The sequence below is a fragment of the Actinocrispum sp. NPDC049592 genome (assembly GCF_040675465.1).
Classification (GTDB): Bacteria; Actinomycetota; Actinomycetes; order Mycobacteriales; family Pseudonocardiaceae; genus Kibdelosporangium.
On record NZ_JBFAPA010000001.1, the window covers coordinates 542,579 to 563,423 of the forward strand.

The following is a 20,845-nucleotide window of genomic DNA, read 5'->3' on the forward strand; positions in this document are numbered from 1 at the left end:
CTTCCGCAGCCTTCCGATTCGGCCCCCAGAGTGTAGCTTGAAGACGTCCGGGTTCGAGTAGCCGAACGGGGGAGAACTTTTGCCCAGTGCGGTCGACGCGAACAGCCGGGGTGCACATCCTCGGAAATGGGCACTCTGGCGACAGCCGCGCGCCATGGTCAGGTATTTCCTTGCCATAGAGACGGTGGCGGCCGGGCTTCTCATCTTTTTCGCGATCCGGGACCACATCACCGGTGACAACTGGTGGCAGTTCGCAGCATTGTGTGCACTCGCTGTGTTCCAGGCCGAGGTTTCGCGCAAGATCGAGCAGACCCGCCGCCTGATCACCAACGCACCACACGTGGACATGACGTCGGTGTGGGTGTTCGGCGCGGCCATCGTGCTGCCGCCGAGCCTTTGCGGCGCGCTGGTGATCGTCGTCTATGTGCACCTGTGGCTGCGGATCTGGCGCAAGATCGGCAACCGGCCCATCCACCGCGTCATCTTCACCACCACCGTCGCCGGCCTGAGCACGTACGCGGCCATCGGTGTGCTGGCTGTGGGCAAGCTGGTGCTGGAGGCGAACCACTGGACCCAGCCGTTCGCCTACGCCGTCGTGGTCTACGTCGCCGGTGTCGTTCTGTTGCTGGTCAACAACACCTTGGTCACCGTGGCCGCGCGGTTGTACGGGCAGCCGACGCACATGGTCGTGTCCTGGGCCGACTACGCGCTGGAGATCTCAACCCTCTGCCTGGGTGCGTTGTGCGGCTTGGCTTTGCTGCACGTTCCCTATCTGGTCGTGCTCGTCCTGCCGCCTTTACTGGTACTGCACCGCGCGGTCCTGGTGAAGCAGCTGGAGGACCTGGCCAGCCTGGACCAGAAGACCGGCCTGCTGAACGCGACGGCCTGGCACGAGAGCGCCAAGCTGGAGCTGTCCCGCGCGGCCCGCACGAACGACTCGTTCGGCGTGCTCATGGTGGACCTGGACTTCTTCAAGAAGGTCAACGACACCTACGGCCACCTCGCCGGCGACGAGGTGCTCAAGGGCATCGCGCGGCTGCTCAAGGGCGAGATCCGCGACTACGACTCGGCGGGCCGGTTCGGCGGCGAGGAGTTCGCCGTGCTCATCCCGAACTCGACCGCCGAGCAGATCGTCACGACGGCGGAACGCCTGCGACGCAGGGTCACCGAGCTGGAGATCCCGGTGCAGAACGAGTCCGGCGAGGAGACGGTGATCCGCGGGCTGAGCGCGTCCATCGGGGTCGCCATCTACCCCAACAGCGGGACCACGCTGGAACAGCTGATGCTCACCGCCGACTCGGCGGTCTACACGGCCAAGTCCAACGGCCGCAACCAGGTCGTCACGCTCTCGACCTGAGTTCACAGTGGACTGGCGATCCGGGCGCGCCGCCAGGCGAGCGCGGCCGGAATCGCCGTGAGCACACCGGCACCCGCGATCAGTGACACCGTCATCGACGGAGAATTGGTTCCCAGCACCACCAAAGCACCGACCAAAAGGCCAATGCCCTGTACGGCGATGAGCCCAGCGCCCGCCAGCCCGAATGCCTGGCCGCGTTCGGCATCCGGAACAAGACGCATGAACGTCGCCGCCGCGGTGATCTGATAGGCCGCGCACGAACCGGAAATGACCAACAGGATCATCGTGCCGATCAATCCGGGCCGGAACGCGTACCCGACCAGCGGGACGATCGCGAGTGCCGCCAGCACGCCGATATACCGCAGCCGCACCTCGGCCGGGACCCAGCGCGACCAGATCGACGCGCCGAGCACGATGCCCGCCGGGTGCGCGGCGAGCAGCAGACCCGTGGTGACCGCACCGCCGCCGATCTCGGCCGCGTACGGCACCGCGAGTCCTTCTGGGACAGTCACGAACCCCGCGAGCCAAGCCAGCCCAACCAATGCGCGAAGCCTCGGGTCGTGCCAGATGGTCCGGACCCCGCTGCGCAGCCGGTGCGCCACCGGCTTCTCGGGCAGCCCGGCGGGCGGCCTGGGGTGCACGCCCAGGCGGATGATGACGGCCGAGAGCGCGAAGCTGACCGCGTTCAACGCCAGCGCGTTGTTCGGCCCGAGCGCGCCGATCACCAGTCCCCCACCGGCGAACCCGGCCAGCTGACCGGCCTGGCTGGTGACCTGGCGAATGGACTGGCCGATGTCGTAATGCTCACCGGACAACACATTCGGCAGCACCGCGGCCTGCGCCGAAGTGAAGGGCGCGTTGAGCAGCTGCACGATCACCAGCAATATGACCAGAATCAGCAGCGGCATGCCGTGAATGGCCATCAGGGCAACGAGGACCGCCCTTATGACGTCCACCGTGACCATTACCGCGCGGCGCGGATACTTGTCCGCCAGGCCACCGAGCAATGGCCCGCCCACCAGGTCCGGCAAATATGTCAACGCGTATGTCAGGGCGGGCAACGCGGCCGAGTTCGTGCGTTGGTAGACCAGCACCGACAATGCGACCCTGGCCAGCTGGTCACCGAAGATGGACTGCAGTTCGGCGAGCCAGATCGCGCGGAACTCGCCCACCGCGAACGTGCCGCGATAGGTCGCGGTTGTCACTAACGGACTCTCCCCTCGGTTCGCCTCTTCGTGGAGCGGTCACTTCAAGCCGAACACTCACGCACCGTACCGCCGCGCCTGCGGTACGTGAATAGGTTTCATCCCGGCCGGGGTGATCAAAACCGATTTACCGGTTGCCACTCGGCCGGTTAGTCTCGGCCGATGCTCCCCTTGGCCGACGCCGTTGACGAGATAGCCGGATCAACGGACTTCTCCGGTGTGGTTTCCGTTGATCGGGGTGGTGAGATCGAATTCGCCAAGGCGTACGGGTTCGCCCATCGCGGATACGAGATCGGCAACACGCTGGACACCCGGTTCGCAATTGCCAGCGGTACCAAAGGACTCACCGCGCTGACGGTGATGAGCCTGGTCGCCGAGGGTCTGCTCGACCTGCCGACGCCGGTCCGATCGGTGCTGGGCGAGGACCTCCCGCTGGTCGACGCCGGTGTGACGGTCGAGCACCTGTTGGCGAACCGGTCCGGGATCGGCGAGTACTACGACGACGATCAGGGCGATATCAACGACTACCGTCCGCCGGCGCCGCCGTTCGACCTGATCGACACCTCGCAGTACCTGCCGTTGCTGGACGGGCATCCGCGGGATTTCCCGCCTGGCGAGAGGTTCTCGTACAACAACGCGGGCTTCGTGCTGCTGGCGTTGATCGCTGAACGGGTGAGCGGGACACCGTTCCATTCCCTCGTCGTCGACCGGGTGTGCCGGCCGGCGGGAATGATCGACACCGAGTTCCTGCGTTCCGACGAACCCGGTCCGCGCACGGCATTGGGTTATCTGAACTACGACGGGGTGTGGCGGGCCAACACGTTCCACTTGCCGGTACGGGGAAACGGCGACGGCGGGATCTACACGACGGTCGCGGACTTCCGGGCGTTCTGGCCGGCGCTGTACGGGGGAAAGATCGTTCCCCGCTCACTGGTGGCGGAAATGGTCCGCCCGCGCAGCGGCGTCCCGGAGTACTCGCTGCGGTACGGCCTCGGATTCTGGTTGCACGAGACCAAGAACGTCGTTTTCCTGGAGGGGTACGACCCTGGTGTGTCGTTTCGCAGCACGCACGATCCGGAAACGAGGACGACCTGCACGGTGATCTCGAACTACTCGGAGGGTGCGTGGCCGGTGGCGAAGCTGCTCGCGGAACTGCTCGGCCAGAGCTAGAGGTCGGGAAGCGGGTCCAGCGGCACCAGGTTGGTGATCTCCGCGTCCGCGGCCCGGATCACCGGCACGTATTCCTCGTCCACTTCCAGCAGCAGGGGGCCGATCGTGACCGTCGGCGAGAGCGACCCGTAGAGCTCGACCGGCCCGAGCCGGAAGCCCCGTGGATACGTCGCCCACACCGACGAGGGTCTGTTGCGGCGGAACCAGCTGCAGCCCAGCACGGTCACCTGGGAGTCGGTCACCGCGACGATGAAGTCGGCGATCATCGCGGCCCGCCCGGTCCACAGCGAGGTCGCCGGGAACACGTATCTCAGTTGCTCCCCGTCCGGCAGGAACGCACGACAGCGCTCACGGACGGCAGCCGATAACGGCATGTCGCCTCCTCCCACTCCAACCGAGAGAATGCCAAACGTTTTCACCTGCGCCAACCCCCGGAATAGGGAGAAATGACCAGAGTCGCCCTGGTAACCGGCGTGTCGCGGCCGCAAGGCATCGGCCACGCCATCGCCCACCGCCTGCACGCCCAGCACGTTGATCTTTTCCTGCACCATTACGAGACCTATTCGGGTTTTCCCGATGTCCCCCATCTGGATCTCGACCTGACCATGCCAACCGCACCGCAGGAGCTCATCGACGCGGTGATGTCGGCCTACGGGCGCCTGGATGTGTTGGTGTGCAACCACGCCCTCGACGGTCACGACGGCCCGCTGGCCGAGATGACGGCCGCCACCCTGGACACCCACTGGGCCGTCAACACCCGCTCGTCGATCCTGCTCACCAAGGCCTTCGCCTCGGTCGCCTCGGCCGGCGGCCGGGTCATCTACCTGACCTCAGGCCAGGACAACGGGCCGATGGTGAACGAGATCGCCTACGCGGCCAGCAAAGGCGCCCTCGCGTCCATCGTCCGATCGCTCTCGGCCGCCCTGGCCCCGCGCGAAATCACTGTGAACGCGGTGAATCCCGGCCCCACCGACACCGGCTGGGCCACACCGGAGATCTACGAGGCCGTGCGGAAGCAGTTCCCCACCGGCCGCTGGGGAACGCCGGACGACGCCGCCCGCCTGATCGCCTGGCTCGCCAGCGAGGACGCCTCCTGGGTCACCGGCCAGGTCATCACCAGCGAAGGCGGCTTCGGCCGCTAGATTCACCGAATGACGCGCTTCGAGATCACGACCGCCATCGCGGCGCCGCCGCAGCGCGTCTTCGATGTCTCGCTGCGGATCGAGGTGCACACCGCCGGGATGGCCCACTCCGGCGAGCAGGCCATCGGCGGTGTCACCTCGGGCCAGCTGCGGCTCGGCGACACGGTCACCTGGCAGGCCCGGCACTTCGGCCTGCGCTGGCGGATGACCTCGCGGATCAGCGCGTACGAGCCGCCGGGTCACTTCGTCGACGAGCAGGTCGCCGGTCCCTTCAAGCGCTGGCACCACGCCCACCACTTCGAGCCGGACGGCAACGGCGGCACCATCATGCGCGATGTCATCGACTTCGCCGCCCCGCTCGGTCCCCTTGGCACCATCGCCGAACGCCTGGTGCTCAACAGGTACATGCCCCGGCTGATCGGGATCCGCAACGCCGAGATCAAATCCACCGCCGAAGCCTGACCGTGGAACCGGGGCCGTACGGGTGTTTCCGTACGGCCCCGGGGTCTCTTAGCCGTCAGTTGCGGATGATGGTGAAGGTCGTCGTGGTGTTCCTGATGTCCTGGAAGTTGTTGCTCAGCCTGAGGTTGTTGAAGGTCACCGAGCCGCGGGCCGGGCCTTCGCCGGGCTCGGGCAGCTCGTTGGCCCACAGGCCGAAGCCGGACTTCTCGTTGAACGCGTCACCGCTGCGCTGTGCCCCGCTGATCGACACGTTGGTGAACACGGTGTCGGTGATCGGGTTCAGCGGCGAACCGCCCACATAGTCGGTCTGGAACATGATCCCGCTGTAGGTGGGATCCACTATGTCCACGTCGTTCACGCGGATCGCGCGGTACAACGTGTTGGCGGAGAAGATCCAGATCGCCGGGAACGTCTGCGCGCCCCAGAAGTGGCCGCCGTCGCGCACCAGCGAGATGTTCGAGAACTCGGTGATCCCCGGCCCGAAGTCACGCATGGGGAAGCCGAAGTTCAGCGAGCTGATGGTGATGCCCGCGTAGGTGAGGGTGTCGGCGATGTACATGTTGCGGAAGGTGTTGCTCTGCCCGCCGTACACCGCGAGACCGGCCGCCCGCCACGGCAGCAGCGCGGTGAGGTTCTCGAACACGTTCCCGCTCTGGTCGCCGCCGCCCTGGTCGGTGGCCGCGAACAACGCGAAGCTGTCGTCACCCGTGCTGCGGGCCTCGACGTTCGCAACGCGGTTGTTGGTGCTGCCGTTGGTCAGGTTGATGCCGTCGGCGAACGTGTCCCGGATCCGCGAGTTGGTGATCGTCACGTTGTGCACGTTCGTGCCCCAGAACATGACGATCATGTGCTCGACCCAGACGTTGTCGATGGTCAGCCCGGTCACGCCGGTGATGTTGAAGACCTTGCCGGGGCCGTCGATCCGGCTGACGTAGTTGCCCCAGTAGGAGAACCCGGCGAACGACGAGCCACCGGCGGACGACTGCACGTCCATGCCGACGTCCGTGCCTTCCTGGTTGGCCGGCGCAATGAACCGGGTGAACCAGGGACCGGCGCCGACAACGCGGATCGCCTTGCCGTACACGTTGAACTTGCCGGTGGTCTGGTAGTCACCCGCGGGCAGGTAGACACCGGTGAGCGTGGTGTCCTGCCGGACCCGGTCGAAGGCGTTCTGCACGTCCTGGTGGCTGAACCCGGCCGGCACCGCGAGGTGTGCCGGGTCGGGGTTGCCGACCGCCGAGACCTGTTCGAAGTTCACGAAGTCGACCGCGGTGTTCACGCCGGAACCGCCGCGCTGCAACCGAATCTTGCTCCCGGCCGGAACGTTCGTGCCGAGCAGGACGCTGGCCTCGTCGTAGATGTGCCGCGGCCCACCGGCGCCCGGCGAGTTGCCCGGACCCGCCTCGGCCCCGTACAGCCAGGCGTACTTCGACGTCAGGCTGATGGACTTGAGGAACGTGCCGTTGACGTAGATGTCCAAAGAGGACGTTATGCCGCCACCGCCTGCCGAGTCCGGAATCGAGAACCGGGTCACCAGGGTGTTGGTCGGCTGGGAGTTGGTGAACTCCACTGACGCGCCGGTGCTGTTCAACATCACCGCACGGCGCCCGGAAGCCTCGCCGGCGAAGTCGCCGATCGTCCGGTTGGGACCGACGAGCGTCGCACCGCCACCGAGCACACCGTTCTCGGCTTCGATGGACTCGTAAGGCATGTTGGCGCCACGGCCGACGAACAGCGAGACCGTGCTGGTGTTGTTGGCCTGCTTGACCGGCAACTCGTTGGCGTCGTTGGCGATCACCGTCTTGACGTTGAACCGGCCGTTCACCGCGGTCCACGAACCCAGGTTCACCGGAGCCGTGGTGGCACCGGCCGCGATGGCCCCGTTGAACGAACCGCTGAGGTTGGCCACCACCGCGCCGCTGGTCGCGTCGGACACCTGCAGCGTGATGTTGTGCGCGCCACCGGCCGAGGCGATCGTGCCCTGGTTCTTGATGGCCACGCTGAAGTTCACCGAGTTGCCCGCGGACGGGTTGTTCGGCGTCCAGCTCACCGGCGAGGCGATCAGGTCCGAACTGGACACTGGCACGACCGTGAGCGCGTTCGGGTTGGTGGTGCTGTTGTTGTTCTCGTTCTGCTCGACGACCTGGCCGGACTCGTCGACCTTCGCGGTGAGCTGGTACGAGCCCGCGGTCTGGGTGCCGATGTTCGCCGACACCGTCTGCGACGCTCCCGCCGCCAGGCCGCCGACCTGCGCGGTGCCGACCTTGGTGGTGCCCAGGTAGAAGTTCACGTCGGTCGCGCCGGACGCGAGGTTGCCGGTGTTGGCGACGGTAGCGCTCGCGGTGATCGCGTCCGTCTCCACCGGGTTCGCCGGCGACCAGGAGGTGCTGCTGACGGTCAGGTCCGGGTTCGGGCCGGGCACGCCGATCACCTGGAACTCCGCGGCCTGGCCACCGCCCGCACCGGAGTTCGCGGTGAACTGCAGCCGGACGTCGGCAACCCTTGCGGTGACGGGGATCGTGACGGTGTTGCCGCTGGCCGGGTCGAAGCTGTACTGCGTGGCGGCGACCAGGCTGCTGAACCCGGTCGCGTTCTGCTCGCGGCCGAGGACCTGGATGGTCTGCGTGCGCGGACCCCAGATCGGATCCGGGTTGAGCTTCACGACGACCTGACTGGTGTCCACATTGGAGCCAAGCTGGACGGTCAGGGTGTTCGGGTAGGTGCCGCCCGCGCCTTCCCAGTAGGTCGTGACGCTGTCGTCGTTCGCGTTGGTGGCGACGAAGTTCTGTGTCGTCGAGGATGCGGTGATCGGCTTGCCCACGGCCAGGTTCCGGCCCGGGCCACCGGTGCCGTTGCGCGTGACGCTGTTGCTGTTGCCGGACTGGTTGCCCGCGGCGTCGTGTGCACGTACGAAGTACGTCACGGTCGCGGTGTCCGGCTGCGTGTCGGTGTACGTCGTCGCGGTGACGGTTGTACGCAGCTGGCTGTTCGCGTAGACGTCGTAGCCGGTGACGCCGACGTTGTCCGTGGAAGCGTTCCAGGTCAACCGGATCTGGCCGCTGCCCGGCTGGGTGAAGGCGAGGTTCGTCGGTGCGGTCGGCGGGTCGGTGTCGCCGGTGCTCGGGCCGTAGACCTCGAACTCGGCGACCTGCCCGGCCGGCCAGCCGGTGTTGCCGGTGAAGTTCAGCCGCAGGCAGCGAGTGGTGATCGCGGTGTAGTCGATCGTCACGGTGTTGTTGCTGGCCGGGTTGAACTGGTAGCCGGCCGACGGGACGATTTGGCTGAAGCTGCTGCAGTTCGCGCTGCCTTGCACGGACAACGTCTGCGTACGCGCGCCCCAGCCGTTGGTCGGCAGCTTGAGCACGATCTGGTTGGAGCTGACCGACGCGCCGAGGTCGACCTGCAGCCACTGCGGGAACGCGTTGTTCGTGCTTTCCCAATAGCTGCTTTGGTTGCTGTCGTTGGCATTGCCGGGGCCGAAGCCCGGCTGCACGCCGCTGGCGGTCATTGTCTTGCCCAGCGCGAGGTTCGGCCCGGCCTGGATGGTCGGCTCGACCGTGAGCTCGCCGAGCTGCCCGGCCGGGGCGCCGGAGTTCGCGGTGATCTCGACGCGGACCATGCGGGTGACCGTGGGCGCGAAGGTGATCCGGACCTGGTTGCCCTGCTCGGGCGCGAACTTGTAGTCCTTGGCGCCGACGAGGGTGGCGTACCCAGTGCCGTCCGGGCTGCCCTGGACCGAGAGGGTCTGCGTGCGCGCGGCCCACTTGGCCGGGAGCTTCAGCACGGCACCCGAGATGCTCGTCTGTCTGCCGAGATCCAGCTGGGCCCATTGCGGGAGCGCGGCACCCGCGCTCTGCCAGTAGGACTCGGGGTTGCCGTCGTTGATGTTGGTGCTGCTGGCGGCGGCGCTGCTGGCGGTCGTGACCTGCGCGTTCGCCAGCGCGGCCGGGGAGACCACGGCGGGCGCGGCGATCAGCGCGAAGGTGACCAGCGCTGTGCCTAGCCGTGGCAGTAACCGGGAGGTGCTCATGCCTGGTAGACCTCTCGTCCGGTGGGCAGGGTTAACGAGAAGGTTGGATCTTCCGGCCTAGTCCGTGGATTTTTCGGCCGAATGTTAGATTCTTGCGCGCGAGGGTCCAAGCGTTACAGACGTGCTACGGCCCCGTCAATGGGCAGCTTCTGAACACGGAAAGAGGGCAGGCCCGCGGACGGGCCTGCCCTCTCTGGTCTTCGCTACCTGCTAGAACATCTTCCCGCTGATGCGCACGCCGGGTGTGACCGTCTCGACGCCGAGACCGGTCAGCACGATCTCGCCGGTCTGGCCGGTCACCACCTCGGGAACCGGGTCGCCCTTGAAGATCACCGCCATCACCCGCATGCCCACATCCTCAAGGCCCCGGCCGGACTTGACCTCGGTGAAGATGTCACCGATCTTGATCGGGCCGTGGTAGCACCGCCCGAACAGCCGGACGGTGTTCCCGCCGAGCATGGGGTCGCCCCGCAGCTCGGCGAACTCGATGCGCCGCAATTCGTCCTCCGCGCGCTTCGCCCCTGTACTTCGTTGTACCCGGGCCACCCCACATGCCCGCCCTGATCCAACACTGTTGACAGATGAACGAAAAGGGGCGGAGCCGAATTCATAGCCGCCGGGTGCGGGCCAGGCCTGCGGGTTCGTAGCGTTGCGGCATGATCGAGATCGAGTCGTTGACCAAGAGAGACGGCAGCTGCCGGTGTTGTGGGCCAAGGCTTTCGTGCTGGTGACCGGCACGGCACCGGTCGTGGCCGCGTGCTACCTCGCGTCTTTCCTGGCGAATCAGGCCTTCTCCGTTGAGCCGTTGTCGTTGGGTGCTCCTTCGATTTCGCGGGCCTTGTCCGGGGTCACCGGGGCGACGGTTGCCGCGGGTTTGATGGGGTTGGCGGTCGGGAGTTTGTTGCGGAGCACACCCGGGTCGATCTTCGCTTTCGTGTCGGTGCTGATTGTGTTGCCGCAGGCACTTTTTGGAGGCCTTGCCGGAGCACGCGCAGGAGTTCGTCCTGCCTTTTGTGCCGACTTTGGCGTTGCAGGCGCTGTTCCAGGTGGGTTCGCTGCACCGCCGGGACGTGTGAGCTTTCGGGGGGTTTCGTGCGTGCTTGGGCCTATATCACCGGCTTCGCCGCCGCGGCGGCTCTGGCAGTCCTGGCGGCGACCGTCGGCGGTCGGTGTGTTGCGGCCCGGTACCGGGGTGACAGGGTTCGGCTGGCTGCTTTCGTTGCCGTGCATGTGCCTTTGGTGTGGCGTCGACGGTGGCCTTCGCCGGTGTTCTGGGGTGTGCTCGAATTGTCGCACTGTCGGTCCTTTGTGGAGTAGCTGGCGTTTTTCGTGACGGCTCCGCTTTTCGCGGTGTACGCGGTCGCCCGACACTCTTCCACTCGCTGGCTTTGGCCCGCGGTCGCGGCTTGCGTCGGCCTGGTGTCGCGGGAGCCCGGTGTGGGTTCGCTGGACTCGTTGCTCGCTCAGGTGCGGGCCGCAGGGGTGCCGGTGTCGTTCACCTGCTCGGGGCCGGTCTGCGCGCTGGACGAGGGCTTGCGGTTCGCCGTGTACCGGATCGTGCAGGAGGCTCTGACGAACACGTTGAAGCACGCGGGCCCGGGGTCGAGGCCCATGTCTCGTTGGAGTGCTCGGACGCCTCGGTCGCCGTGGACGTGACGGATTCCGGGGTGCCGGGTTCGGCGGGTGTTCCCGGCCACGGGCTCACGGGGATCGCCGAACGGGCGGCCTTGTACGGCGGGCACGCTTCCGCCGGTCCTGTTCCCGCCGGCTGGCGGGTGCACGCGGTGCTGCCGTTGGAGGTTCGGTGATCAGGGTTCTGCTCGTCGACGATCAGCCGCTGCTGCGTCTCGGGTTCCGCGCAGTGCTCGACCAGGAGCCGGACATCACCGTGGTCGGTGAGGCGGACAACGGTCAGCAGGCCGTCCGGATGGTTCCCGGTGCACGGCCCGATGTCGTGCTGATGGACATCCGCATGCCGGTCATGGATGGGATCGAGGCCACTCGCCGCATTGTGTCGTCCGGGTCGGCGGCTCGCGTTCTCGTGCTCACCACGTTCGACCTCGATGAGTACGTCTTCGCCGCACTCCGCCACGGCGCCGCGGGTTTCCTGTCGAAGGACGCTCTCCCCGCCGATCTCATCAACGGCATCCGCGTGGTCGCCGCCCGCAACAGCACCCTCTCCCCGACCACAACCCGCCGCCTGATCACCCACTTCACCCCGCACCTGCCCAACCCCACCCCAGACCCCCGCCTCGCCACCTCACGCCCCGCGAGAAACAAATCCTCCACCACCACGCCTGCGCCCATTCCAACCGCGGAATAGCCACCCACACCCACATCTCCGAAACCACCGTGAAAGTCCACATCACCCACATCCTCACCAAACTCAACCTCCGCAACCGCGCCCACGCCATCGTCTACGCCTACGAATCCGGCCTAATCCACCCCGGCAGCAAACCGGAGGACGACATGAGCCTGGGCAGCGGAGCATGAGTCACGGACGCGTTCAACGCCAAAGCTGCGGAGACGTCAACCGTCGCACCGCCGAATTAGACGAAGCGTACCGAACCGCTCACCTTATGTATCCAACCAAGATCAAAGGCCCACTTGACCTGCTGACTTTCGACACAGAAATGCCGCATCGCTGTTCCTGTAGATTTCTATTGGAACTCTAATTGATACCGATCGAGCATTCGACAAGGAAGTCACACACGGGCCGGTAACGACGGTGGCGGCAGCTCGTACGTAACTCAAGCACCCCTCTTCAAAGGAGCTTTATTAGACGACTCGCCAATACGGCAGACCGGAGGCATCACATGTACGAAGATCACGACAAAGCACGCCTCCTGGCAGTAGAGGACGCTGCCACCCGGCTACCGATAGCGGGTCAGACACAGGCGAGTGGAATCGAACAAGCCGCCAGACCGCCGTTCACCCGAGACTACGACCGCCTGATCCACACTGCTGCGTTCCGCCGACTCCAAGGCAAAACCCAAGTTGTGACCCCAGGTCAGTCGGATTTCTTCCATACCAGGTTGACACATACTGTCGAGGTGGCGCAGATCGCCCGACGTCTCGCCTACCGACTGTGCTACGAGGCCGACGAGACGCACGCCCGAGAGGTGTCCGACGTTTGCGAAGCAGCCGCGATCATGCACGACTTCGGACACCCTCCCTTTGGTCACATTGGCGAAGAAGCACTACACCAAGCCCTCAAGTCGGTCGCCAAGGAACCGAAATGGAACGTCGACTTCACACACCTCGGCGGCTACGAGGGCAATGCGCAGAGCTTCAGACAAGTGGTGTGGTCTTTCCAGCGAGCACAAGAAGACGGTCCCGGACTGCAACTCACTCGCGCGGTACTCGACGCGTCAATAAAGTATCCATGGACGTTCAAGAAGGGCAAACGCAAGTGGAACTACTACCCTAGCGAGAAGTGGGCTTTCGATTGGGTCCGCGGCGAGGCACCAACCGAGGACAAAAGCTTTGAGGCCCAGATCATGGACTGGGCAGATGATGTCGCGTATGCAACACACGATCTTGAAGACTGGTGTCACGCTCAGTACATACCATTGGCGATGCTTTCACAGTCCGATTCGGCGCTTGAGTACCTGAAACAAGAGATCATCAACTCATGGGCGCCAACCGGACGGATCGTCAACTCCGAGGCACGTCCCGAGAACCTGCCGACCGCCGTCGGATTGCTCTCAACCGAGGACGAGGTGGACAGCGCCCTGAGGACCATGTTCCGCAACAGCCAGATGTTCAAGGGCTTCCAAAAGCTCGGTACGGAGTACGATGGCAGTAGAGACGCCAAGCTTGCCGTACAGCATATGCGTCACTACTTGTTCGAGACGTTCCTCGGCAGCGTCGTCAGCACAACAGGAGATGTTCTCCGCGGCAGGCATGCCGCAAAGCTCCACATACCACCCGAGGTAAGGCGCCAGAACGCGATCCTCAAGGAATGATCTGGATATATGTGATCAAACACCCACGTATGGCGACCCACCAGCGAGGGCAACGAGAGATCGTGGATTTTCTGGTGAAAACCTATGCGTCATTCGTGTACCACTCTGACGAATCGGCCCTGGACGCCCTGCCTCGCGACAGAAGACACAGAATCAGGGAGTTGCGCCAGACGGCTGATCACAATGGCAGCAGCGTCGAGGTGCTGCGCCTTATCGCAGACCACGTCGCGGGAATGACCGACTCATATGCCGCCATGATCCATAAGCGTTTGAGCGGGCAAGTCAGCGGTGAGTTCAACAAGTTCGTCTAACCGTCCGATGTACTCATCACGCCAACACAGCAGCGAAGATGCAGGTTCGCCGTCCGTGGGCTGACGATCAGGTCCATCTAACTGTTCGCCACCACCGACGATGACCGTCCGTTTGAGCCACCTCGCTGGTACGAACTCAGGGCCTTCCCAACGTACTGGGAAGGCCCTGAGTGGTGGAGCCGCCTAAGGGAATCGAACCCTTGACCTGCTCATTACGAGTGAGCCGCTCTGGCCGACTGAGCTAAGGCGGCGTGCCCTGGGGCAAGTGTAGCGGGTCGGGTCGACCGACTTTGCACCACCCGGATGGGTGAGGGGGTGGGCGTCACTGGGGGCTGGGCCGTTCGTTGGTATGGGTGACGCCGGTGGTAGGAGGACCTTCCTGATGCGCAGAGCTATGGCCTTGCCCGTGACCATTGCTGTGCTGGCGTTGTGTGCCGCGCCGGCCGCGGCGGCGCAGCCTCCGGCGACGACGCCCATCCCGGCCCCGAAGGACCCGAACGACCCGCCGGCCTCCCAGCCGAACGGCCCGCAGCCGCTGGGCCACGCGATCGGCGACGCGGGGACGGGTCTGTCGGTGATCCGCCTGCTGCCCGCATCCGCGCCGACGAACACGATCCTGCCCGGCTACTCGGCGCAACTGCCCAAGCAGTCCGCGTTGGAGGTCGGCTTCGGCCTGTCCAGCGCCCAGGTGAACTCCGAGTCCTACCTGTCCTACGAGCACTCGATCGCCCAGGCGTCGCCGGGTGGGATCGCGGTCCAGGGCTCGAGCCCGCAGTCGCCGGGTGCGGTCGCGCAGACCGCACCGCCGGACAACGAGAAGCCCACGACGTTCGGCCTGAACCCGCCGCAGACCCCGATCGACGCCCTGATCAAGATCAACGCCCTGAACGGCAGCGCCCACGCCCGCTGGAGCGACACCGAGGGCCCGTGCGTGTCGCCGCTGTCGGACGCGAGCACGTCGGTCGCCAGCCTGAGCCTGCTCAACGCGATCCCGACGCTGCCGGGCATCAGCGACCTGTCCGGCAAGCTGACCGACTCGAAGCTCACCCCGGACCAGCAGAACGCGCTGACCAACCAGCTCAAGGCCCTGCCCGGCCCGCTGTCGCAGCTCGGCGGCCTGCTCCCCGGGCCAGGTCAGAGCGGCACGGGTTCGCTGATCAGCCTGCCGAACACCCTGTCGACCCGCTCGAACGTCCAGCTCGTCGACATCCCGGGCTCGAAGAACAAGGCCGTCCAGGCCACGTCGACCCTGCAGGTGGCAAGCCTGAACCTGCTGGCAGGCACCCCGTTCGCGATCACGCTGAACGTGGTCAGCCAGCCGACCCTGCAGGTGACGTCCACCGGCGACGCCAAGACCTCGACGGTCAAGTACACCGCGCCTGTGTTCCAGGTGAAGCAGGGCGACAAGGTGCTGTACACGCTGGACGCCGCGCACCCCACGTTCGACCTGCCGATCGGCATCCCGCTGCCGGACCTGACCAAGCAGCTGCCGGACAACCTGAAGAACCTGCCGCTGATCGGCGACATCACCAAGTTCCTGCCCGGCACGCCCGATGCGAACCAGCTCAAGCTGGACATCGGGGTGCTCCGGCTGACCATCGCGGGCCTGCAGCAGAAGGCCCAGGACATGACCGAGCCGTTCAAGGGCCACCAGCTCGCCGCGTCCGCCCGCATGCTCGATCTGCAGGTCCTGCCGACCCAGGCGCTCGGCCTGCCGGGCCTGCCGTCCTCGCTCGCCGAGGTGTCGATGGGCGAACAGGTCGCCCGCGCCGCCGCGCCGACCGGCGGGGTCGTCTGCGGCACCGCCGGAACGCCCCCGGGCCCGGCCCCGCAGGCCTCACCGCCCCAGAAACTCGCGTACACCAGCGCCTACCAGGCGGTGCCGATGTTCTGGACCGGTGCGGCGATGCTGCTGATCGGCGTGATCATCGTGGCCGCGATGCCGGTCCACCGCCTGCGCCGCCCCGAAGACCAGGACTAGCCGTAGTACAGCGTGGTCACCATTGCTTCGATGGCGATCCGGGGTTTGACGTTCAGTTCCAGCGCCTCGCGGCAGGCCAGCACCGCTTCGAGGCGCCGGAGCGTGGACTCCGGTGACCACGCGGAGGCTGCGGTCCGCGCGTCGTCGGCGTGGTCCGGGTGGTTGAAGACGGCCGAGGAACCGGACCCCGCAACGAGAACATCGCGGTAGAACCCGGCGAGGTCGACCAGTGCAAGGTCCAAAGTGTCCCGTTGGGTTCGCGTGGCACGAGACTTCTGCCTGCGCTCCAACTCTTTCAACGCCCCAGCCGAACCGCGGGTCGCCGAGGCGGTGCCCTTTCCGGTTCCGCCGGCGCCCAACGCGGTCTTCAACGCCTCGCGCTCGATCTCGTCCCGCGACTCGCTCTGCTCGCTCGCCTCGGACTCCGCGGCCTTCACCAGCTCGTCCGACAACGTGAACACATCGCCGGGACGCCGTAGCCCCAACGGGATCCGCAACACCGATTCCCGGCGCTGACGGGCATGCTCGTCGGTCGCGAGCCGACGCGCTCGCCCAACATGGCCCGCGGAAACGGAAGCGGCCCAAGTGGCGGTCGCCGGGTCGACGCCGTCGCGGTCCACCAGCACTTCCGCGATCGCGTCCGGCGGCGGGATCCGCAAAGACACGACGCGGCACCGGGACCGGATGGTCACCGACACGTCGTCAGGGTGGTCAGAGGGCGCGCACAACAGGAACACCGTGCGCTCCGGCGGTTCCTCGACGGCCTTCAGCAGAGCGTTGGCCGCGCCTTCGGTGAGCCGGTCGGCGTCCTCGATGATCACGACCTGCCAGCGCCCGCTGGTCGGCCGCCGCGCGGCGGTCTGCACCAACGCGCGCATCTCCGCGACGGAGATGGAAAGCCCTTCCGGCACAACGAGCCGGACGTCCGCGTGGGTGCCCGCCATCGTGGTCCGGCAGCCCGGGCACTCACCGCAGCCCATGCCGAACTCGCACTGCAAAGCGCCGGCGAACGCCCGCGCCGCAACGGAACGACCGGACCCGGGCGGCCCGGTGAACAGCCAGGCGTGGGTCATCCCGGTCGCCGCGCCCGGACCGTCCCGCACGATGACCGCCGCCGCGGCGGCGGCCTTGGTCAGGACCTCAACGGCGTTCGCTTGTCCGACAACCTGCGACCAGACGGTCACGTGGCCTCCGCAACGGGCGCTAACGCGGGGGCGTTCTCCTCGTCCAGGCCGAGCTTGGCCGCCGGAACGGCACTCTGCACCGCCGCGCGCACGCGTTCGGCGGTGGCGGAGTCGTCGGTCGCCTCGACCACGACGTACTTCTCCGGGTCGGCGGAAGCCATCTCCAGCAACAGGTCCTGCACCCGCCAGTGGTGGTCGTTGGCCTGGTACTGGAACTTCGGCAGCGTCGCGGGGTCGCGGTCGAGCAGCACCGTCAGGTCCGGCCGCAGTTTGGCGGTCGCCCAGTCGGTGAGCCCTTCCATCTCCTCCGGGTCGAGCCCGGCCACGGCCGACAGGTGCGCGAACGGGCTGTCCACGAACCGTTCCATCACCACGATCGCGCCGCGGTCCAGCGCGGGCCGGATCTCCCGCTCGACGATGTCCGCCCGCACGGCCGCCGCCACCAGGGCATGCGCCCGCGCACCGGTCAGCTCAGCGCCCGCGAGCACCGCTCGCAGTCGAGCGTCGTTCAGCGAGGGGTCGCTGGCCAGCAGGATCTCGCGGCGGCCGGACTGCCGCAGCCAGTCGGTCAGCTGCCGGGCCTGACCGGCGGTGTCCTGCGCGGTGTCACCCTCGACCGCGATCAGCAGGCCGGTCGACCGGCGCGGCTTGCCGCGGATCGCGGCCTTCAGGTCGGCCAGGATGGTCTCGGCCCGGCGGTCGTCCATCTGCTTGTACGCGATCACGCCGACCAGCGCCGCGATCAGCCCGGCGGCGAACAGCACCGGCCGGGTGCCGTCGATCCGCACCGGGTTGCCGAACAGCTCGACCACCCGCGGCCGCACGAGACCGACGAACAGCGGCACCACCATCATCGACAGCGCCAGCACGATCTTCATCAGCGACTGGTAGATCGCGTTGATCCGGCCGCGGATGGCGTCCTCGACCTGCGTGCCGATGATGGTCACACCGGTCAGGAACGCGATCCCGGCACACGCGCCGACGAACGCCACCGCCACCAGCGACACCCACAGGTGCGGGGACGCGGCGACCGGCAGCAGGCCGAGGCCGGCCGCGACGATCGAGATGCCGAACAGCCGGTTGTGCGGGATGCGCTGGGCCATCTTCGGCGCGCTCGCCATGCCCGTGCCCAGGCCGATGAACAGCGCCGCGAACAGCCAGCCGAACGCCGAGTCACCGCCGAGCAGGCTGGACGAGTACGGCTTGGACGAACCGACCAGCGCGCCCGCGGCGGCGAACGCGCCGAGCATGCCGACCAGCAGGCCGCGCACCAGCCGGGTGGTCCGGATGAACCGGGCCGCGTCGCGGAGCATGACCAGCAGCCCGGTCTTCTCCTCGGCCGGTTCGGCGGCGGCCTCGGCCTTCGGGTCGGCGGGCGGCGCCGCCACCCGCCGGGACAGCTCCGGGATGCGGGTCGCCACGATGATCGCCGACGTGAGGTAGAACAGGCCGTTGATCACGATGATGATCGTGGCCATCTGCATGCCCTCGTCGTCCAGCTTGACGTGCAGCTGGGAGGTGATGCCGGTGATCAGCGCGTACAGACCGGCGCCGGAGATCACCGAGATGCCCCAGGTCATCACCAGGCCGAGCTGGTTGGCCGTCTCCACCTGGTCCTTGCGGCGCAGCAGGTTCGGGATCGCGGCGTCCTTGGACGGGATCCACAGCAGCTGGCAGCAGCCGACCAGGAAGTTGCCGGCGAACAGCCACAACGGCGTGCCCACCAGGGCGATCGAGATCAGCAGGCCGCACCGCATCAGGTCGCAGACGACCATCACCTTGCGCCGGTCGAACTTGTCCGCCAGCACGCCGCCGAACGGGGCGAACAACAGCCCGGGCAGCAGCTGGGTGAGCACGACGCCGGAGAAGGCGTAGTTCTGGAACGCGTAGTCGTGGGTCAGCTTGGTGATCAGACCGGACAACGCCAGCAGCGACAGCCAGTCGCCGGTGCTGCAGATGAAACTGACCGCCCACAGCCTGCGGAAGGGCCGGATCGCCAGCACGCTGCGGATCCGGTGCGCCAAGGACGCATCGGAGCGGACGGACGGTATTCCTTCCATGCTGATATGCCCCACCTCATTCCCACCAACAGCGTAGCCATGGCCGCCGGGCGGCCGGTCAGCCGCCTGGATCTCAGCCGAACAGCTGGGTGATCGTGCTGGCGAGGCTCTGGATCACGGAGAGCAGGATCAGCGCTGTGACCAGCAGGGCCACGATAACCACCGCGACGCCCCTGCGTGACGCATTTGACGCAGCTGTCAGCGGGACGACAGGTGGCGGTTGCATGGCCGCGCGCTCGGCCGGAACGGGCCAGGACCGGCGGACCCGGCGGGGCGGTTGCTCGAGGGCGGCGCGGATGCCGGCGTGATCCGGCAGCTCGGGCGGGGCGGGCACGACGACCCGCGGGGTCTCGACCAGGTCGTCACCGGTGATCAGGCCGGCCAGCGGATCGGGGAACAACGGCAGGGGCGGCGGATCGGCGGTGCCGTCCGCGCCTACTGAGGTGTCTCCTGCCACTCCAGGTCACCTTTCACCACCAAGGGCCCCGCGTCAGGGTAGCTGGTCCGGGTGACGGGTTTGTCCCAAAGTGTCAGGTAGACGTCACGGGCTGCGAGGCTCATCGCCACGTCGGCCATCAATGGGTCGAAGAACGACTTCCGGTAGGTGGAGTCGGTCGCGATCGAGGCGGCGAAGTACATCCCGGAGAACCCGGCCAGGAAGATCGACACCCGGATCAGTTCGTCGCTGATCCCGGGCACCGGCAGGCCGAACAGCTTCCCGCTCGAGCTCGGCGGGTGCCCGAGCCAGGTCGCGATCACCGAGTTGTCCACCGCGATCAGCCCGAACACCACGAAGAACCAGAACACCACCACCGAGAACACGACCGCCTGCAGGGCTTGGGCGAGGAACACCACCAGGGCGAGGTTGATCTTCTCGGCCCGGTTCAGCGGGTGGTTGCGCACGGCGTCGTCATCGTCGGGCACCAGCCCGTCCAGCGGCGTCTGCCACAGCAGGGCGACGTAGTCCTTCGTGCTGCCGGCCCGGTGTTTGGCCAGCATGTCGCGGCCCTCGTCGCGCAGGATGGAGATCAGGAACAGCGACCCGAACACCACGAAGAACCCGATCACCAGCCATAGGTTGGTGCGGTGCCCGTCGACCTCGAGCTTCTCCGAGATCTGCCAGGTCTCGGTGGCGAAGAACCCGAACAGCAGGAACAGCATCAGCAGCGGCAGTGCCCGGCTCGCCAGGCTGCCCACCGCGCTGACCTGCCGCAACGCGACCTGCAGGGTCCAGCCGAGGATCGACCCGGCGCCCACGAAGATCACGAACAGCACGATCAGCCGCAGCCCGCCGTCGAGCAGCAGGGCCGCGGTCAGGTTCGGCTCGGTCCCGGCCAGCCAGTTCCCCACCGGCGCGACCACCACCCCGAGGATCAGCACGACCCACCCGACGGCCCGGCCGGTGGCCGGACTGAGCCGCCGCATCACGCGCGACGCGACGATCGACAACACGATCGGCACCACCACGGTGGCCAGCGAGATCGCGAGCAGACCCAGCACATACGGCGTGTTGCCGGAGTTCACCTCGAGCTTGTCCAACTCGGCGGCGACCCAGTTGAGCAGCGGATCGGCGACCAGCAGGAACACCTGAGCTGGCACCGCCCGCGCGAGCAGCGCGGCCCCCCGGATGCGACGGCGGACGACCATCGGCAACCCTCGCCGCCGGAACCAGGCCTCGACCGCCCGCCGGTTCCGCTCCGACTCGTCCACGCGCCACCCCCGTGATCACCCGACCAGACCAGGCGACAACCTATCGGGGCAGGTCAGCTCGCGTGGGCGGTTTCGACCGCCGGAACGGCCCAAACCCGCCATGACCAGATCATCCAGCGGGGCAGCAAACAAAGGGGGGCAGATCTGCGACCTGCCTCGCCGGAAGGCTTATGTGCGCCGCCACCCCGCACAAAATCGCGGCAAAACCACTCCCGACCAGGTGGGGAGTTCGTTCACTCGGCCCAGGGCGGCGGCCCCGGTCACG

19 protein-coding genes and 1 tRNA gene are annotated in these 20,845 nt (G+C 66.9%); 10 read left to right on the top strand and 10 right to left on the bottom strand.

Annotation, left to right across the window (positions count from 1 at the left end; translation table 11 throughout):
• Nucleotides 1–184 precede the first annotated feature (184 nt).
• The gene (locus tag AB0J95_RS02545; RefSeq protein WP_364751255.1) at nt 185–1,357 is read left to right on the top strand and encodes a GGDEF domain-containing protein; all 1,173 of its coding nucleotides are present in this window, start codon (nt 185–187) and stop codon (nt 1,355–1,357) included.
• A 2-nt stretch (nt 1,358–1,359) separates the two neighbouring features.
• Here AB0J95_RS02545 and AB0J95_RS02550 read toward each other — a convergent pair whose 3' ends face one another.
• On the bottom strand, nt 1,360–2,562 hold the full coding sequence (locus tag AB0J95_RS02550; RefSeq protein ID WP_364751257.1) for an MFS transporter: 1,203 nt from the start codon (nt 2,560–2,562) through the stop codon (nt 1,360–1,362).
• A gap of 162 nt (nt 2,563–2,724) precedes the next feature.
• On the opposite strand from AB0J95_RS02550, the gene AB0J95_RS02555 reads away from it, so the two are divergent.
• The gene (locus AB0J95_RS02555) at nt 2,725–3,732 is read left to right on the top strand and encodes a serine hydrolase domain-containing protein (RefSeq protein WP_364751260.1); all 1,008 of its coding nucleotides are present in this window, start codon (nt 2,725–2,727) and stop codon (nt 3,730–3,732) included.
• Here AB0J95_RS02555 and AB0J95_RS02560 read toward each other — a convergent pair.
• Nucleotides 3,729–4,106: a hypothetical protein gene (locus AB0J95_RS02560; RefSeq protein ID WP_364751261.1), complete on the bottom strand. Its 378-nt coding sequence runs from the start codon at nt 4,104–4,106 to the stop codon at nt 3,729–3,731. The genes AB0J95_RS02555 and AB0J95_RS02560 overlap by 4 nt on opposite strands.
• Before the next feature lie 72 nt (nt 4,107–4,178).
• Here AB0J95_RS02560 and AB0J95_RS02565 point away from each other — a divergent pair, with 72 nt between their 5' ends.
• Both AB0J95_RS02565 and AB0J95_RS02570 read left to right on the top strand, forming a co-directional pair.
• Nucleotides 4,179–4,874 carry an SDR family oxidoreductase gene (locus AB0J95_RS02565; RefSeq protein ID WP_364751264.1) on the top strand — a complete coding sequence of 232 codons (696 nt, stop codon included), beginning with the start codon at nt 4,179–4,181 and terminating at the stop codon, nt 4,872–4,874.
• A 9-nt stretch (nt 4,875–4,883) separates the two neighbouring features.
• Nucleotides 4,884–5,336 carry an SRPBCC family protein gene (locus AB0J95_RS02570; RefSeq protein ID WP_364751266.1) on the top strand — a complete coding sequence of 151 codons (453 nt, stop codon included), beginning with the start codon at nt 4,884–4,886 and terminating at the stop codon, nt 5,334–5,336.
• A 55-nt stretch (nt 5,337–5,391) separates the two neighbouring features.
• Here the strand turns inward: AB0J95_RS02570 and AB0J95_RS02575 are convergent, their stop codons facing one another.
• From AB0J95_RS02575 to AB0J95_RS02585, 3 genes are all read right to left on the bottom strand, one after another.
• Nucleotides 5,392–9,366, bottom strand: a complete 3,975-nt coding sequence (locus AB0J95_RS02575) for a discoidin domain-containing protein (protein ID WP_364751269.1) — start codon at nt 9,364–9,366, stop codon at nt 5,392–5,394.
• A gap of 210 nt (nt 9,367–9,576) precedes the next feature.
• A complete protein-coding gene (locus tag AB0J95_RS02580) occupies nt 9,577–9,864 on the bottom strand; it encodes a hypothetical protein (RefSeq protein WP_364751271.1) in 288 nt (95 codons plus the stop codon).
• 965 nt (nt 9,865–10,829) lie between these two features.
• Nucleotides 10,830–10,979: a hypothetical protein gene (locus AB0J95_RS02585; RefSeq protein WP_364751274.1), complete on the bottom strand. Its 150-nt coding sequence runs from the start codon at nt 10,977–10,979 to the stop codon at nt 10,830–10,832.
• A 6-nt stretch (nt 10,980–10,985) separates the two neighbouring features.
• On the opposite strand from AB0J95_RS02585, the gene AB0J95_RS02590 reads away from it, so the two are divergent.
• The 5 genes from AB0J95_RS02590 (at nt 10,986) to AB0J95_RS02610 (ending at nt 13,645) form a co-directional block, all read left to right on the top strand.
• Nucleotides 10,986–11,174, top strand: coding sequence for a hypothetical protein (locus AB0J95_RS02590; RefSeq protein WP_364751276.1), 189 nt, complete (start codon nt 10,986–10,988; stop codon nt 11,172–11,174).
• Entirely contained in the window at nt 11,171–11,689 is a 519-nt protein-coding gene (locus AB0J95_RS02595; protein ID WP_364751279.1) for a response regulator transcription factor, read from the top strand. The genes AB0J95_RS02590 and AB0J95_RS02595 overlap by 4 nt, the downstream gene beginning before the upstream one ends.
• A complete protein-coding gene (locus AB0J95_RS02600; protein WP_364753415.1) occupies nt 11,686–11,859 on the top strand; it encodes a LuxR C-terminal-related transcriptional regulator in 174 nt (57 codons plus the stop codon). The genes AB0J95_RS02595 and AB0J95_RS02600 overlap by 4 nt, the downstream gene beginning before the upstream one ends.
• A gap of 323 nt (nt 11,860–12,182) precedes the next feature.
• Nucleotides 12,183–13,334 (top strand): dGTP triphosphohydrolase, encoded by a 1,152-nt coding sequence (gene dgt, locus AB0J95_RS02605; RefSeq protein ID WP_364751282.1) that lies wholly within the window; start codon nt 12,183–12,185, stop codon nt 13,332–13,334.
• Nucleotides 13,335–13,363: 29 nt separating this feature from the next.
• Nucleotides 13,364–13,645 (top strand): hypothetical protein, encoded by a 282-nt coding sequence (locus AB0J95_RS02610; RefSeq protein WP_364753416.1) that lies wholly within the window; start codon nt 13,364–13,366, stop codon nt 13,643–13,645.
• 174 nt (nt 13,646–13,819) lie between these two features.
• Here AB0J95_RS02610 and AB0J95_RS02615 read toward each other — a convergent pair.
• Nucleotides 13,820–13,896 (bottom strand) — tRNA-Thr (locus tag AB0J95_RS02615).
• Nucleotides 13,897–14,027: 131 nt separating this feature from the next.
• Between AB0J95_RS02615 and AB0J95_RS02620 the strand changes: the two genes are divergently transcribed.
• On the top strand, nt 14,028–15,626 hold the full coding sequence (locus tag AB0J95_RS02620) for a hypothetical protein (protein ID WP_364751285.1): 1,599 nt from the start codon (nt 14,028–14,030) through the stop codon (nt 15,624–15,626).
• On the opposite strand, the gene AB0J95_RS02625 is transcribed toward AB0J95_RS02620, so the two are convergent.
• The 4 genes from AB0J95_RS02625 to AB0J95_RS02640 form a co-directional block, all read right to left on the bottom strand.
• Nucleotides 15,623–16,810, bottom strand: a complete 1,188-nt coding sequence (locus AB0J95_RS02625) for a DNA polymerase III subunit delta' (protein WP_364751288.1) — start codon at nt 16,808–16,810, stop codon at nt 15,623–15,625. The genes AB0J95_RS02620 and AB0J95_RS02625 overlap by 4 nt on opposite strands.
• On the bottom strand, nt 16,807–18,870 hold the full coding sequence (locus AB0J95_RS02630) for a dTMP kinase (RefSeq protein ID WP_364751291.1): 2,064 nt from the start codon (nt 18,868–18,870) through the stop codon (nt 16,807–16,809). Before AB0J95_RS02630 ends, AB0J95_RS02625 begins: the two co-directional genes overlap by 4 nt.
• Nucleotides 18,871–18,943: 73 nt before the next feature.
• Nucleotides 18,944–19,327: a hypothetical protein gene (locus AB0J95_RS02635; RefSeq protein WP_364751294.1), complete on the bottom strand. Its 384-nt coding sequence runs from the start codon at nt 19,325–19,327 to the stop codon at nt 18,944–18,946.
• Nucleotides 19,306–20,580, bottom strand: a complete 1,275-nt coding sequence (locus tag AB0J95_RS02640) for a hypothetical protein (protein ID WP_364751296.1) — start codon at nt 20,578–20,580, stop codon at nt 19,306–19,308. Before AB0J95_RS02640 ends, AB0J95_RS02635 begins: the two co-directional genes overlap by 22 nt.
• Nucleotides 20,581–20,845: the final 265 nt, after the last annotated feature.